We start from the raw sequence: 15,593 nt of genomic DNA on the forward strand, positions 1-15,593 counted from the left end.
TTGCCTTATTGGCGTACAAACGCCCAGAAAGTACTGTTCCGCCCTGTTTCGACGCATATGATACAATGTCCGTAATAACACTTACCAATGGACGGGCGGTTATGATGAACGAAGCGACGAATCAGCTAACTCAAGTGATCGCATTTATTAATCAACACTATGTCAAGAAAAGCGAAGAGCTCCAACTTTTACAGAAAACTGACAGATCGTTCGACGTCGATGTGATGAAGCATTCGGCAAGGACGTATAAACGGATGGGCATGTTCACTGGATTCATTCCGAAGGACTCGCCAGAGTCCGTGTCCGTGGAACACGAGCACATTCAGCCTATACTGACGATATTTCATAGCACCCATGTGAAGAAAACAGAGCGGGAGTTGCTCACATCTGCTTCGAGCATAGCCGAGGAACGGCTGAATGACTGGCTGCAGGAGGGGTGGATCTACCGTAAGACAGAATATGCTGCCGACGGTAAGACGACGAGACGGACGTTCTATGTGATGGGACTTGCCCTCTGCCATATTCAACAACAACTAGAGCAGCTAGAGCAAGAGACAATGCTTGACCAGATTGAAGTCTGGAATGGCCAATGTGAACTTCTCTTAGGCAAGCTGGCAGGAATGCAGGGGGTAACCCGGAAGCAGCAGGAGCGGCATGATGAAGTCCTAGCAAGTCTGCATGCGTACATCCAAAGATTGCATAATGCGCTTGCCGATGCACGGAAGCAGCATGCCATGACCCCGGTTGCGGAGACATTCGGCGTCCGTTGGAGAGATGGCAAGCTGAGCAGGTACGTGGAATTCGTGCTTGCGCTCGCCATGGTGCGAACGGAGCAGGCTGCCTTTGATTGGAAGCAGATCGGAGCGGCTTACTACGGCCACATAGGGGGCTCGAAAGCATTCGATGGGGACAAGGATGACTTCCTGAACAAGCTGGAGGGCGATCTGGAGCTGCCGCTTCATTTTATCGGCTTAGTCAGTCTCGGTGCCGTGACGCCGATCCTGTTCGCGGGTGACATGCGGAGTAACCTGGGCGTTCAGTATCCGCAAGGATATATGCATGCGACAACTGATCTGACGGTGTTTGACATGACATTTTCCACGTCCTGCCGGAATGTATGGCTCGTGGAAAATCGCGCTATATTGACCCGAATGTGCGCGGAACCGGATTTTCTATCTGATACGGACAGCCTGGTCATCGGACTGGATGGTCAGCTGCGCAGCGGTCATCGCAAGCTCATTAAGGATGTTATGGCCAGTTCGATCTCCATTGTTCAAGTGCTCGTCTGGTGCGATACGGATCGCGCGGGCGGGATTATATCGGAACATGTGCGAGAGCTTCTTCCGCATCATTCTCGAATCGCTGTCAAGTGGATTTTGTCCCATCCGTTGACACAGCGGGTGGAAGCTTTTACAGCATGGGAAGCTTATGAGCGGGAATTGCAGGAAGTGTTAGATAAAGAGAAGCCAATGGAACAAGAGGAACTGCTTGGAGGGGTGGAGCTGTGGAAGACATGGATCAGCGGCTAATCTCGATATTTGATATCGATAATGATACGCCCCTGCTGAAAGAATCGCTCCGTGACATTATTAAGCTGTCCGGCGTATTGAATGAACTGCGCGAATATTTTGAAGAACCGTTGAAAGTGCTGCATATGCTGCAATTACTCAATTTGATTCATGAAGAAGCGCTTGGTCTTGAACAGCCGCTTGAAGATGCCAATGCCCTTTATTACCGCTACCGGAACCGTTACGGGGAAGAACCGCCGCTGTCGGTCGATCGTCTGTTGAATATATTGGAAAAATACAACTGGATTGTGCGCACGAAGCGGCGCATCTTGATGATGGACGTTGGCAAGCGGCTGATGGACACATTGATTCGACTTGCGAACGATTCTTTGGCGTATTACATGCGGGATGAAATTGCGAGATCGTTATTTCAGGCATCACGGGATGCCGACTTGAGTGAAGCGTACGATGACAAAGGCATTTCGGGCGGCAACCGTCTGGCCAGCATGATTCGGAATGTGGAGGAAGCGGTTGACAAGCTGAAGGAGCGGCAGCTGGAATTTTTGGCAGATCGGCATGCTCTTCCTCAAGTTCAGATTATTGTCGAACTGATGAGACAATTGGATCAACGCGTCAATGAACGGATGGATAAGCTTAAAACGTTCGAAGAGGGCTTGAAATGGAATCGGTTGTTCAAAAAGGGAACCGACGTCATGCTCGAAGGGACGCAGATCAGCCTGTCTACTCTGCAAAAAATTTTGAAATTCGCTCATATCCAGCAGACGGAAGTCGGCGTGCAAATTGATCCGAAAGCCTTCAAGCAATATGTGATCGATTCATTTCATAAGAAGCCGGAGTCAGCCTTGCCGAATGGTACGGAAATTTTAAGCTTCATGGAACAAAATCGGGATGAAGGCGAGCGGTTGGACGGATTGTGGGTGCCGGTCAAGTTCGCCTCTCCGATACCGGAGTCGCAAGTGATATCCACAATCCGATATTTGGAAAATTACACGCCATCCACAGAACCGATCGAGGAGTACGATGAAGAGATGTTTCAGGATGCGCAGGAGTGGACGGAGACTGAGTTGAATACACATCTTGACGATATCGAATGGCAAATGACGAAGGCGATGATTCGCACGGAAGACGTGGAGCGAGTATTGGCGGAGAAGCGGCAGGTGGGCATCGAACCCCTCGTACTGGAAGCGGGATCAGAGCACTGGGCGGATGCGATCAATGCCCTGCTGGCCGTATCGGCGGTCGTATCGAACCGGCACGCCGTGATGACGCGTGACACCGATGAAGAGGATGGACGTGACGCAGAAATGACGCAGAAGAAGGAGTGGGAATGGGCCGATGAATCAGACCGACAATATATTATCCGAACAACTCGAACCGAATGACAGCTATGTGGACAACCACCGGCCATTGGCTGCAATGGCCCAACTGACGGCGGTGCTGAGTCCGGATGAAGAACATGCGTTCATGCAGATTATGTTCTCTTCTTCGGCGACTGTGCGGAACGACAACTTTGGGCTGCCGCGCCGCGAAGTGATGCGCCTGCTGCAGTTGAAGCCGGAAGAAATCGACGCCTTTCATCAGTTTATCGACCGCGTCAACCAATCGGTGGCGCGATATTTTCAACTGGTGTACGACGAGCGCCGGGATCAGACGATCTTGCTGATGCGCGTGCCAGCGCGGCAGGCGAAGGATATGTTGTCTGCGGAGAGCTTGGCGTTGTTAATGTTTATTTTCTATCATCAAGACGTATTGCAGAATGAATTCACGCTGTTCACCCAACTGCTCGAAGCGTTCGGTCATGAGACATTGGACATACGGCGGAAAATGCAAGTGAATCTTAGCGCGCTCATGCGTATCGGCGCGATTACGAAGTTCGAGAGCGTATCCGAAGAAGAGGCTTACGAGCTAACGGCCATCGGAAGCCGGATGTTCGGCAATTCATACTTGAAGCGCTTTGCGGAATTCAGCCAATCGCAGCAGCTGCATATGGACGAAGTGCTTAAATTTTTCAAACGATACAATCTGGGAGGCGCTGACACGTTATGATTCCTTGGGAGCTCAGCATTTCTGGAGTACGAGATTACCCGGCGACACGCTTGGATTTATCCGGAATGATGGAACATATTCTCATTACAGGACCCAACGGCTCCGGCAAATCAACGTTGACGTTCTGTATGGGAGCAGTGCTTGGATCGGCAAAAGTAGAATTGGAAGGGTTGCGTTCAAAAAACATCCAACAGGACCAAGTGTGGCACGCCAAGATCCAACTCGTATTTGCCAATGTTGGTCCTAAGCCGATTGATGCAGCGCAATATATCCAGTTCTCCTTGCATCTGGAGCAGAAGCCTGGCGATCCGCTTAAAAAAGAATATTGGATTCGCGAAGGGGAACGGCCTGGGGAGTGGGAGCGGGAAACCCGCTTCACGTCGGGAGACAGTGCGAACAGCTTGCGCGAGTATCGCTATCAGCTGCAGCACAAGTATGTGGTGGATCCCGATTCATTCTATCTCATCTGGTACCAGCAGGATGTGAATCAGTTCGCGACGATGAGACCAGAGGAGCGATTCCGCATCTTCAGCGAGATGACGCAGATCGACCGCATGCAGCGCAACTGGGAAGCTGCCAAGGAGCAACTGCACGAGGGGGCCAAGTCGCTGCAAGAGGCAGAGCAGAACCAGTTCCATCATAAGTTCGAGTTAGACAAATGGCAGAAGGAACGCGATCGGCTGCTGGACCGTAATCAGAGAAGGTTGGAGAGCCTGCAAGTATTCGTGCACGCCTCCACGGTGCTCATGAGCCGTTATCAACAAGAACAGCGTCTGTTCGAGGGCCAGATGGAACAGCTGGAGATCGATATCGAGGAGCTTCGCGATCGCAAGGCGCTGCTGCTCATGGACATGGAACGGCTGGCAGAAGAACAGGCGGTTCGACAGACGGAGAGGCAGGAATGGGATCTGAAGCTGCAGACGATCGAGCTGCGGCTCATACAAGTTAAGGCAGCCGTTGAAGAGCGTGAGCAAGAGCGGACGGAGCTCAATGACCGCTTGAAGGCGCTGGCCGACCAAGTCAAGCTGATACCGCATGCGGCAGATGAAGTGAAGTTGTTGTTGACAGATACCCGGAACCGCTTGGAGCGGGTTCAGTCTGCCATCCGGCAGTTGACGGAAGAGCGGAATTCGCTGCAGCAGCGATTGGATAAGCTGCAAGAGGAGATCGGCGGCTTGTCCGCCCGTATCGAGCAGGATCGGGAAGGGGAGAAGAAATCGCGCGATGTCCTGCAGGAGTTCGGCGACAGCCATTTCGTCCAACTGCAAATTGAAAGCTTAGACGCCCGCTATCTCGTCCTTCAAGACGAAACGCGGCAGATGTATCAGCATATGGAGCAGCTTAAGCAGGAAGCAGCTTCGCTACAAGCGGAACAGGCGCTGTCGAAGCGCCAAGAGCAGTCCGTACGCGTGTTCAGGCAGAAGGGAATACAGGTGTACACGCTGCAGCAGCTGTTGGAAATGGACGAGCATGCTCCGTTGGACCAGGAATTCATGCTGGAAGCGGTCAAATACAGTGTATTTGTCGAGAGCAAATCATTCGCACCTCCTAACGACCTGATTCATGTCGAGCTGCCTTCCGTTGTACCGGAACGCTCGTTGGAAGGCCTCGAAGGGTTCGGCATTCGAGTAAAGAATGGATTGAGTGATGAGATGTATACGGCCGCGATGAAGGCGCTGTGGTGGCTGCATGAGTTAGCGCAAGGGGGGAGCGATACGAAGCTGCAGGATGGGGTGCTCGTTGAACGGTATGCGCGTCGCGGGCCTCAGGAAATGCAACAATGGCTGCTCAATACGAAAGGAGTACGGATCCGCGTACAGAGGCTGCAAGAGACTATTGTGAAGCAACAGCTTGCATATGAAAATAAAGAGAGTGAGTGGGAGCGGGTCAAGGAGCAGCTAGCGTTATTTCGTTCCGTGCTGCTGCAGGTACAGCAGGCGGAGACGCTCCTGGCCGATTCTGCCGAACGGGAATTAAGAGCCAAGCAGCTAGCGCAATATACAGCCGAACGCGATGCATGCAAAGAGCGTCGCAGTGCAGCGGATGCGGAGATTGCGGAGTTGAACGTAAGACATGCTGGGTTGGATCATCAAGGTAAGCAGCTGCAACAATATGCGGAAATCTATGACCAATACGAGCATGAGCGGGAGCAGATCGAGCGGCTTCAGCAGTTAGGACGGGAACTGACAGAGCTCCAGCGGGAGGAAGCAGAGTTAACCCGCGAAGGAAGAGACATCGGGAACCGGTTGGAGCGTCTGGACACCTCGATCGAAAGCTCAAAACGCAGGTCGCGGGAGAAGCGAAGCCTGCTTCAAGATACGGAAGGATCGATGGAACAGGCAGAGCGACAGCATCGCAACCGCTCCGAAGAGCGAGATGTCAGCCAACAGAAATGGGCAGAAATGCAGGTAGAGCTGCAGCAATGGCACGAGCGGCTTCCATTTTTGTGGGATGAGGTGACGTTAGAGCTGGAGCTGGAAATGGAACAAGCTGTGGAAGGCGATAGCGAACATAAGACCGGAACGGCCTGGCGGTCTGAACGTGAACAGGCGGTGATCCAATTACAGGTTGCTTGCAGTGAGCAGGTGAACGAGTATGCGATGGAAAACTATGAACGGACGCGGGAAGCGTACGAACGTGGCGCCCAGGATGTGCAAAATTCAAAGACACTCATGAACCAGTTGGAAGAGCAGCTTCAAGAACTGGAAGACAAGCTGTTCAATTCCATTCAATACGAGGTGCATCGTGTCAATGCCAAATTCATTGCTTACATGGACATGTTCGGCTTCGATGGCGAGGTCGATTGGCATCATCAAGAATCGAAGCATGGGGACATCAAATACTTCTTGAATGTCCGAGCGCGCAAGCAAGGACATCGCGGTCCACTGGAAGAAGTCAGCTTGAAAGGACGCGGCAACAAGGTGGGCAAAGGTGTCTCTGGGGGCGAAGAATCGCTAAGCTCCCTGCTGTTTGCCCTTGCCCTATTGAAGACGATAGAGACGAACCCCGGCTACATTGTCCTCGACGAATTCGACAGCGCTCTCGATGAGAGCCGCAAGGCTAGAGTGTTCGAACTGTACGAGCAAGAGCTTGTCCGCAAGATGATTATTCTCTCGCCGAAGTCGCAGAATGCTGATTACTTGCAGCATTTCGACAAGGCGTTCGTCGTATACCACGATGCCTCCGTCCCGCAGAGCCAGGTAGTAAAGATTAAAAAAGCGCGGCAGGCTAGTGGAGAATAGGCAGCACAAGAAATAAGACTGCATATCTTTGCCGCAGCGGGTTCCTTTTTGGGACGAAAATGGCAGTGCAATTGAACAAAAGGACAGCATAATGGCTGTCCTTTCGTTGCTCAAACCTATATGTTGGGCAGTTTTATTAGAGAACATATTCATTTCACTTTCATAAAGTCTATAAATGTCTGAAAAGCATTCGTCATGAAAAAATCCCGCCGATAAACAAATAAAATGTTTATTTCCCGATACGCTTCAGGCAAGCGACGAGAGCAAATGTCCCCTCTGCTTTCCAGGCTGGCAATCGACGATTTGGGCAGTAATGATACTCCCAACCCGGCAGAGACTCCCCCTAAAATCGCCTCTAACGCGCCGAATTCCATAATATTATTTTTATTGATGCCTTCTTCCAGAAGTAAGCGTTCCGCTCTTGCCCGATGAGAGCAGCCTGTGCTAAAAAACAGCAAAGGTCTGGTTAATAATTCTTTCAGGCTGGAATCACACGGTTCGGACACCAACACCAATTCCTCCTCGAACGCAGCGAACTGTTCAATATCAGGATGGGCAAGTGGCCCGTATACGAAAGCGCCGTCCAGTTCATAATGGAGAACCTTCTGCAACAAAGCGTGCGTGTCTCCTGTAATGAGCGACAGATTGACCTCGGGAAATTTTTTATGGTACCCCGCCATAAGATGGGGAAGGTGAATGGCTGCCGTCGTTTCTAGCGCGCCTAACCGAAGCGGCCCTTTGGGATACTCTGCAAAGCGTGTGGATTTTTCAGCCTCGTCTAACAAATACAATATTTTATCCGCATAATCCAATAAGTTTTTACCTGAGGCGGTTAGCTTCATGCCCCGATTGGTGCGATAAAAAAGCTGTGTTTCTAATTGAGATTCAAGCTGCTGAATTCGGTTGGTCACATTGGACTGCACATAGTTCAAGGCTTGAGCGGCTTTCGTAATGCTGCCTTCACGAGCAACGGCTTGAAATACTCTCAAATCTCCGCTTTCCACATCGATGTCCCCTTCTTGGTATTGTTATTATTGATACCTGCATTCGATTTTGTTCATTTTACTTGATGATCATCGATGTGTAAAATCGAATTCAAACAACAAATTAAAAAGGTTGCGAAATGAAGCACTTGGAGGGAACATGATGAAAGCTATCGTGCATGTTGGCAAGAGTGGCATAGAGGGATTGAAATATGAAGACGTATCTTCTAAAAACCCTGGTTTTGGCGAAGTGAAGGTGAGATTGAAAACAGCAGGGTTGAACCATCGCGACCTGTTTATTATGAAGGCAAGAACGGAAAACGATCCGCCCTTGATTCTAGGTTCTGACGGCGCAGGTATTATCGAGGCGGTTGGAGAAGGAGTGGCGCACCTGACTGTAAACAGTGAGGTTATCATCCACCCAAGTCTAAATTGGGAGTCGATTGACGATGTGCCGCAGAATCTGCAAATTTTGGGCAGTCCTGCGGATGGCACGTTTGCCGAATATGTCATTATTCCTGCTAAAAATGCAGTGAAAAAACCAACTTACCTATCATGGGAAGAAGCGGGAGTGCTGCCTTTAGCCGCGTTGACTGCTTATCGGGCCTTGTTCACGAAAGGCCGATTACAAAAAGGCGAACATATCATCATACCCGGCATTGGAAGCGGCGTGGCCACTTATGCGATGATGATGGCCAGAGCAGCAGGGGCCACAGTAACGGTGACATCACGCAGCGAACAGAAGAGAGAAGCGGCGCGAACATATGGGGCCGATCGTGCCTTCGATAGTCATGGTGATTGGAACGAAGGTCTGCACGGTGAAAAAGCCGACCTTATTCTTGACAGTATCGGGCCCGCCACCTTTCCCAACTATTTCGATGTGTTGAAGCCAAATGGCCGGATCGTAAGTTTTGGAGCAAGCTCAGGCGATCAAATTGAACTCCCTTTGCGCGCGCTCTTTTTTCCCCAAATCAGTATCATCGGCACATCGATGGGCAGCCTTGAAGAATTTACCCAAATGCTCGATTTTATGGAACAGCATTCTCTTAAACCAATTATTGATCGAATGTATCCTTTGCACGACACGGTGCAAGCCTTCCATCGCATGAAGCAGGGGGAGCAATTTGGAAATATAGGTCTGCTTATCGGTTGAAAATCGAGCGTTAAGAATATTTTAATATTTGGAAATTTTTTTGCCGGATGGTATAGTATCTTCAATGATTCATGATAGATATTGAGAGGAGTATGCATCTATGAAAATAATTACGTTGTAACGCGGCTTTATTCCGTGGCGGGCCCGACCGCCTCCATATGACAGGCAGTTAGAGCAGGATTGAATCAAAATAACGCCTATATGAATATGGAGGATGAAAAAAATGAGTAAGCCTGAAATGAATGTTGCTTTGATATGCGGTCCAGATTGTGATATGGATACGCAAGCGATACGTGCTGCGTTTGAATATTTTGGCGCGAGAGTATTTATGTATTGGATTGGGAGACCGAGCGATTTCATCGCGGTGTTGTCTGGCGAGGATATCTTTCCCGATACAGATCTGATCATTCTCAATTTCCATGGCGACGAGGGGCAGTTCGTCATGCCGGAGCTGGGAGAATCGGTCTATGAAGAGGGGGAACCGCGGGGTGACTTTGGCCCTGCTGAGATTCGGCGCTTTGCGAAGCTGGATGGCAGGACTGTATTGGCTAACGGATGCGATCTGGGAAATGGTGAGTTGGCTCAGGCCTTTTTGGAATGCGGCTGCAAGACCTATATCGGACCGGATGATTATCCAGATGGCAACGCGGCGCTCATGTTCGCCCTGCGCTTTGGCTACGAGCTCATCCAGAACAAAAAGACCATTCAGGAAGCTTATCATACAGCCCGAGCCACGGACGAAGAAACAACCATGTACCAAATTTATGAGCAATAAAACATATGAACCGACAATAATTTTATAGCTGGCCTAACTATGAGCGTGCGTGTCTCTGAACTATAGGGATGCCGTGAAATAGATAGCCGCCGTGAGAAACGGCATGTCGTACTAAGTACGGCATGGCCGTTTCTTTTTGTAGGGAAGTATAATGTATCTGAATGCTATTTCGTTGAAGCCTTATGTCCACTCTTCCTATGACTCAGACTGAGCAAGGCAAGAGTCGTCGAATAGCTCTTTTGCTCACTCTCCCCATGGTTCAGATTATGCAATGAAAACTCAGCAACTGAAGGCAATGCTTAAGGTTTCTTGTATACGAATAGGAAGATTTGTTCTGCCTCTTGAAGTGAATAGCGATTGAGCTTTACCGAGTGATTCGATAGGGCTCGTGTTTTTCTGAATCAAGGGAATAGTGGGCAAAAGGACTTTGTGGAAACCTAGAGTCACACCTGTTTCCTTCGATCACGAGTCATAGCTGGTGGCTGTCTTCGAATATTCTTGCTCATTCGCTTCGAGAAACACCCGCTGTGCCGGCATGGCGAGACGAACGCCTTCCTGCTCCAAAATGCCCATAATCGCAAAATTAATTTCCTCGCGCACACGCAAATGCTCCGCCCACACCGTCGACTGCGTAAAAAAGTAACACATAATGCCGAGTTGGTCCGCATGAAACTCGGTGAACCGAATCATAATCGTTCCTGGAGCAATCTCGGGATGGGTAGTAATATGCTCTCGAATCTGCTCTACCGCACGAAGCAGGCTTGCCCGCCCCGTATCCACCGCGACGCCGAGTGTGAATGTGATGCGTCGTTTGCCCATTCGGCTAAAGTTCGTAATCGCCTGATCAGCCAACGTAGCGTTAGGAACGGTGACGAGCGTATCTGCGAACGTGCGGATTCTTGAGCTGCGGAACGAGATGTCCTCGACCACTCCTTCTACGGTAGACGTCTGAATCCAGTCGCCCTGCGCGAATGGCTTTTCCGTAATGATGATAACCCCGGCAATGAAATTGCTGAACGTATCCTTGGCCGCCATAGCGACCGCCAGACTGCCTAGTCCGAGCCCCGCCACCAGACCGTTGATGCTGTACCCCCATTCGGAGGAAATCATCGTAATGGCTACGGCCACGATAACGATGCGAAGGATACGCGACAGGAACGGAATCAGCATGCTTGATTGCTCGACGCCCAAGCGTGTGGTGAATCCGGTAAACAGGTTGGAGGAGCGCCCGGAAAAATTGTATAAGCCCCACCCGACGATTGCAATAAAGGAACTCCGGCTTATTTGATTGAACAGCGCCCAATAAGGCCACTGATCGGGAAAGTAGAAATGAAAGGCTGCGTTCACACCTCCCAAAATAAGCAGCATTCGGACAGGCTGTTCGAAGGAATGTATGAAGCTGGCGACATGGGTGCTTTGCGTCTTGTCTGCCATGCGATCGATGAAGCGGAATAGATAACCGACGACCCACTTGCGGAACAGCAGAAACAGAAGCAGGATGCCGATGGCAATGAGCAGCCTCGTCCCGTCAACTAGCTCGAAGATCGAGCGAAATAGTTGATCCATCTCGTTATCACCCTCCTTTTCCTTGTACATAGTTTCCCATTATAGCATATAACCAATAGATGACTGAGGGGGGCGAAATGGATCTGCCTTGATGATGCTATCTTATGAAAAATCATGAAAACGATATCGATATCATGAAAATCGAATGACATATTTTCATCATTTAGTCATATGTTGATTAAGAATGTTCGATATTCGATTCATAGAGAATAGGAGTGGTGGTATGCACGCAATCGATACGTTGGCCCGCTTAGTAAGCGAAGTGAAGGAGGACCCTTCTTGGGAGCTGAGGCTTACTCCGGAGACGAACCTTATCGAGGAGGTCGGCATGGATTCACTCCAGCTCATTCATTTCATGCTGAAGGTGGAGGAGCAATTTAAAGTGCAGATGGATTTCGAACGGTTCGATTATGAGCATCTGCAGACGGTGCGGGCGTTCCTCGGCTTCTTGCAAGCATTGGGCGTCGAGGTTGAGCAGCATGCGTAACCCGATGCCGGAGGCATCATTGCAAGCGCCTAAGCCGATCTATGACGGGCCGCGCATTGCGCTCGGGACGTTCGACGCAGAGGCGTACTGGCGCCCGGCTGAGCTGGCGACGCTGCCTGCCATCCGGGCCGCGCAAGGGCGCTCTGTCACCGGATTCATGGACGAGCTGTTGTTTCCGCTAAGCGGCGAGGACGGCGTGCTGGTGACGCGGCAGGCAATGAATGAGGCTCATACGGCATATTTGCGGGAGATTGGGTTCCACTTCCGCTCGCTATCCATAGGCGATACCGCGTCACGCGGAACCGATAGCGGGGATGACGTCTTTCAGGCGATTGCCGGCCATCCGGCACAGGCGGAATGGCGCAGCCTGATGCGGGAGCTGCCGTGCGCGCCTTATGCGGTCATCCCGTCCGCGGCCGAATTGGCACGACGCTATAACTTGACGGGGATGATTCCGGCAGCGAACATCGTCGCGAGAGTTAACTCCAAGGCCTATTCCCTTCGGCTCGCGGCCGAATTGGAATTGAAGCCACGGGGACGCCTTGCAGAGGATGCCGCCGAGGTGGAGCGCATCGGTGCGGAGCTGCTGCGGCAGTGTGGCAGGCTAGTGATGAAGGACCCGTACGGCGTGTCCGGGAGAGGCAATCTGGTCGTTGATTCCCCGGCGCTTCTCGGGCGGCTAACCGACTATCTCCGCGTGCAGCAGAAGACTGGCAAGCGAGTCATGCTGCTGCTAGAGCCCTGGCTTGCGAAGCAGACCGATTTCTCGTGCCAGTTGCATATTGCTTCGGACGGGCGCATTACGCTGCTCGGCGTGCAGCGCATGGTGAACCGTCAGCTTAATTACGCGGGTTCGTGTGCGGCTGACGCCGACCTGATGGATCGGCTGGCGGGAGCCGGATACTTCGAGGCAATGGAGCGGCTGGCTGTCCGCCTCTATCAGGAAGGCTACTTCGGCCCTGTATGCGTCGACTCGATGCTGCTGGAGAATGGCGACGTGTATCCCGTAGTGGAAATCAATGCCCGGCATTCGATGGGGCTGCTTAATCATAGTCTTGACGTCCATCTTGAGCGGTACGGCCATCGGAGCTTCTTGGCATGCCTCCAGCTGGGATTGCCGGAATGGGCGTTACAACGAGCAGAACAGGCCGAAGGAGCGGAACGAGCCGAACACAGCAACGACACATCAGAAGCTAAAACGGCTGCAGCAGCCGAACCGGCAGGCTTTGCAGGTATAACCACAGCGGAGCCGTTCGAGCGACTGCTGGCGCACATGGAGCAGGCCGGTCTTTTGTTCAAGCCGGAATGCCGTGCGGGAATTATTCCGCTGTCCGCCAATACGCTGTTCCCGCCTGCGGGCGGCAATACGTCTGGGCGCTGGTACGTCTCGCTTGTGGCAGATAGCCGCCATGACAGCGAAGCTTTAAGCAAGCAGCTCAATCGCATGCTGTCAGAGCTGGGGTTCAGGCAGTATTGAGTATTCAACAAGAACTCATCTTGAATGAGAAAAAGAAGGTGCCATTCATGCAATCCGCTTCACCCGTTACGATTCTGACGTCGGGCAATTCGCTCGGCGCTTATGTGCCCGGCATTCGGCTGCAGGAGCGGCTCCGGCGGCGCGGCATTCCGGCAGAAGCCGAAGTTCTGGAGCGCCTGTTCCCAGAAGAGGTGCGGCGGAAGCTTGTCCGCACGAAGCAGGCATTCCACAACAGCTTCGGCGCTGCCTTGATGGGAACCCGCCTCGCGCGCGACATCGGGCCAGTGCTCGACACGGAGGCGGTCGAAGCGCTGCTCGAGCGGTGGCAGGAGGAAGGCCGGCGCACGTTTCTGGCCATGACGGGCTTCTGGCTGCCCGTTCTGGAGCAATATGGCCGGCGCGTGCACCCGGATCCCGTGCGCGTGGAATTCCTCCGGCTCGATGCGATCGATACGCCGTCGTATCGCGTATATCGCGATACGTATCAGCGCTTCCGCCATCATTGGCTGTTCCGGCTGGAGAGGGAGGACCCGGTCCTCCACTATCGGCTGGCCATGTCGGATGAGCCGCTCGTGCCATATGCTGAACGGGAGGAGCGGATCGTCGTCCATGGCGGCGGCTGGGGCATCGGCACCTATCGCAGCGCAATCACTGCTCTGCAGGATCGCTTTGCGCTCGACCTGGTTGCCTATCAGCCGGAGGAAGCGGGCGGGGCACGCCCCTGCGACCGCATTTACATGACCGATCCGGATTGGCATCCGTGGTCGGATGAACCGGAGCAGCGCGATCAGGCCGCCTACCCGCCGACGGCGGAATGGAAGCCGGATGAGCCGCCCGTCTATGAACGGGGCACGGATGGCCCGCGCTTGTACGGCGCCATCCGCCGCAGCCTCGCCATCGTGAGCAAGCCGGGCGGCGGCACGCTCGTCGATTCGCTGTCGGCGGCGACTCCGCTCGTGTACCTCGAGCCGTTCGGCGAGCATGAGCGCGCCAACGCTTTGCTATGGGAGCGGCTCGGCTTCGGCATCGCCTATGATCGTTGGGCCCGGTCGGGCTTCGCTATCGGCATATTGGACCAACTGCACAATAACCTAAAAAGACGTGCGCTTTCATTATCTGATTACGGAGGGATGTTTCCATGACGCAACCGAAGACAAGCGCCACGCTGACACCGGCAGAGTTCCGTTCCTTGAAGCAGACGCTGCACAACATGAGCGCAGCGAGCCGCGGCTTGAAGCAAGAGCCGTCCTTTGCTTTCGATTTGCCGCGCGATATCGGAATTAAGCTCAACAACGGCTGCAATTTACGCTGCAAGCACTGCTTCGAATGGAATCCGGATGGGTACCACCATGAGTTCGAGCGCCAAGAGGCGCGACGGGAGATTGATTTTTCCCTGATCGAGCAAATCTTCGCGGAGACGAGGCCGTATCGCTCCCGCATGTTTTTGTGGGGCGGAGAACCGCTCATGTACTCCAAGCTCGACGAGCTGTGCGAGCTGCTTGCGTCCGATCCGCGCATCTCCACCATATGCTCGAATGCGGTGCTCGTCGAACAGAAGCTGGAGTCACTCCTGAAGCTGCCTGAGGGCGTGACCCTGCTCGCTAGTCTGGAAGGCTTCGAAGCGGAGAACGATGCCATTCGCGGCCGCGGCATCTTCCGCAAGGTCATGTCTGCCATCGAACTCCTGCTGGAACGGAAGCGTGCGGGTGAATTCAAAGGGGACGTGTCGATCAGCCTGACGATTAACGACGCGATGGTGACCCGGCTGTACGATTTTATGGAATATTTCGAATCGGTCGGGGTCAATTCCGTCTACTTCGTTTTTCCATGGTATATCCCGAATGAAGTTGCCGAGCGGATGGACACGTATTTTGCCGAGCGCTTCGGCTGGCTCGAAGCGGCACAGGATCCCGGTAAGAAGAGCTGGCATTCGTTCACCTACCACCTGTCGCCGGAGAATATCGAGCCGCTGGTCGCCGAGATGGAGAAGCTGCGTTCGCGCGTGTGGAAGAACCGCATCCGCTTCCAGCCTGCGCTGGAGCCGGACGAGGTGCGCGACTTCGTGCTCGGCACGGATCGCCCCGGCATGAGGCGGACGGAATGTCTGGCGCTGTCGACGCGCATGGATGTGCTGCCGAACGGCAAGGTGAACCCGTGCAAGTTTTTCCCCGAGTTCACGATCGCCGACCTGCGCGAAGCCAGCTTGAAGGAGGTATTTCACGGCGAGGGCTACAACAAGCAGCGCGAAACGCTGGCCTGCGGCTTGACGCCGGTCTGCTCCAAGTGCGTGCTGCTGTACAATAACGGAGCCTAGCCGCTGCATTGGGAAGGGGGA

At 52.9% G+C, this 15,593-nt stretch carries 12 protein-coding genes; 10 read left to right on the forward strand and 2 right to left on the reverse strand.

Annotated elements, in window-relative coordinates; genetic code table 11:
• Positions 1 to 65 precede the first annotated feature (65 nt).
• The 4 genes from M3650_RS22240 to M3650_RS22255 are packed head-to-tail and all read left to right on the forward strand — an operon-like array spanning position 66 to position 6,817.
• The gene (locus tag M3650_RS22240) at positions 66 to 1,529 is read left to right on the forward strand and encodes a Toprim sub domain-containing protein (protein ID WP_251577894.1); all 1,464 of its coding nucleotides are present in this window, start codon (positions 66 to 68) and stop codon (positions 1,527 to 1,529) included.
• Positions 1,514 to 2,911: a hypothetical protein gene (locus M3650_RS22245; RefSeq protein WP_285848620.1), complete on the forward strand. Its 1,398-nt coding sequence runs from the start codon at positions 1,514 to 1,516 to the stop codon at positions 2,909 to 2,911. The genes M3650_RS22240 and M3650_RS22245 overlap by 16 nt, the downstream gene beginning before the upstream one ends.
• Positions 2,865 to 3,575, forward strand: coding sequence for a hypothetical protein (locus M3650_RS22250; protein WP_251577898.1), 711 nt, complete (start codon positions 2,865 to 2,867; stop codon positions 3,573 to 3,575). The genes M3650_RS22245 and M3650_RS22250 overlap by 47 nt, the downstream gene beginning before the upstream one ends.
• Positions 3,572 to 6,817 carry an AAA family ATPase gene (locus M3650_RS22255; RefSeq protein WP_251577900.1) on the forward strand — a complete coding sequence of 1,082 codons (3,246 nt, stop codon included), beginning with the start codon at positions 3,572 to 3,574 and terminating at the stop codon, positions 6,815 to 6,817. Before M3650_RS22250 ends, M3650_RS22255 begins: the two co-directional genes overlap by 4 nt.
• 149 nt (positions 6,818 to 6,966) lie before the next feature.
• Here M3650_RS22255 and M3650_RS22260 read toward each other — a convergent pair whose 3' ends face one another.
• Positions 6,967 to 7,821, reverse strand: coding sequence for a LysR family transcriptional regulator (locus M3650_RS22260; protein ID WP_251577902.1), 855 nt, complete (start codon positions 7,819 to 7,821; stop codon positions 6,967 to 6,969).
• 142 nt (positions 7,822 to 7,963) lie between these two features.
• Here M3650_RS22260 and M3650_RS22265 point away from each other — a divergent pair, with 142 nt between their 5' ends.
• Positions 7,964 to 8,953, forward strand: coding sequence for a zinc-binding dehydrogenase (locus M3650_RS22265; protein ID WP_251577904.1), 990 nt, complete (start codon positions 7,964 to 7,966; stop codon positions 8,951 to 8,953).
• A gap of 223 nt (positions 8,954 to 9,176) precedes the next feature.
• Positions 9,177 to 9,728, forward strand: coding sequence for a delta-aminolevulinic acid dehydratase (locus M3650_RS22270; RefSeq protein WP_251577906.1), 552 nt, complete (start codon positions 9,177 to 9,179; stop codon positions 9,726 to 9,728).
• Between the two features lie 462 nt (positions 9,729 to 10,190).
• Here M3650_RS22270 and M3650_RS22275 read toward each other — a convergent pair whose 3' ends face one another.
• Positions 10,191 to 11,294, reverse strand: a complete 1,104-nt coding sequence (locus tag M3650_RS22275; protein WP_251577908.1) for a mechanosensitive ion channel family protein — start codon at positions 11,292 to 11,294, stop codon at positions 10,191 to 10,193.
• A 223-nt stretch (positions 11,295 to 11,517) separates the two neighbouring features.
• On the opposite strand from M3650_RS22275, the gene M3650_RS22280 reads away from it, so the two are divergent.
• The 4 genes from M3650_RS22280 to M3650_RS22295 are packed head-to-tail and all read left to right on the forward strand — an operon-like array spanning position 11,518 to position 15,572.
• Entirely contained in the window at positions 11,518 to 11,781 is a 264-nt protein-coding gene (locus M3650_RS22280; protein WP_233697327.1) for an acyl carrier protein, read from the forward strand.
• Positions 11,774 to 13,258 (forward strand): ATP-grasp domain-containing protein, encoded by a 1,485-nt coding sequence (locus M3650_RS22285; protein WP_251577910.1) that lies wholly within the window; start codon positions 11,774 to 11,776, stop codon positions 13,256 to 13,258. The genes M3650_RS22280 and M3650_RS22285 overlap by 8 nt, the downstream gene beginning before the upstream one ends.
• On the forward strand, positions 13,255 to 14,400 hold the full coding sequence (locus tag M3650_RS22290; protein WP_251577912.1) for a hypothetical protein: 1,146 nt from the start codon (positions 13,255 to 13,257) through the stop codon (positions 14,398 to 14,400). The genes M3650_RS22285 and M3650_RS22290 overlap by 4 nt, the downstream gene beginning before the upstream one ends.
• Positions 14,397 to 15,572, forward strand: a complete 1,176-nt coding sequence (locus M3650_RS22295; RefSeq protein ID WP_251577914.1) for a radical SAM protein — start codon at positions 14,397 to 14,399, stop codon at positions 15,570 to 15,572. The genes M3650_RS22290 and M3650_RS22295 overlap by 4 nt, the downstream gene beginning before the upstream one ends.
• The last annotated feature ends 21 nt before the right edge of the window (positions 15,573 to 15,593 follow it).

This window comes from Paenibacillus sp. MER TA 81-3 (assembly GCF_023713585.1).
Taxonomy (GTDB): domain Bacteria; phylum Bacillota; class Bacilli; order Paenibacillales; family Paenibacillaceae; genus Paenibacillus_B; species Paenibacillus_B profundus.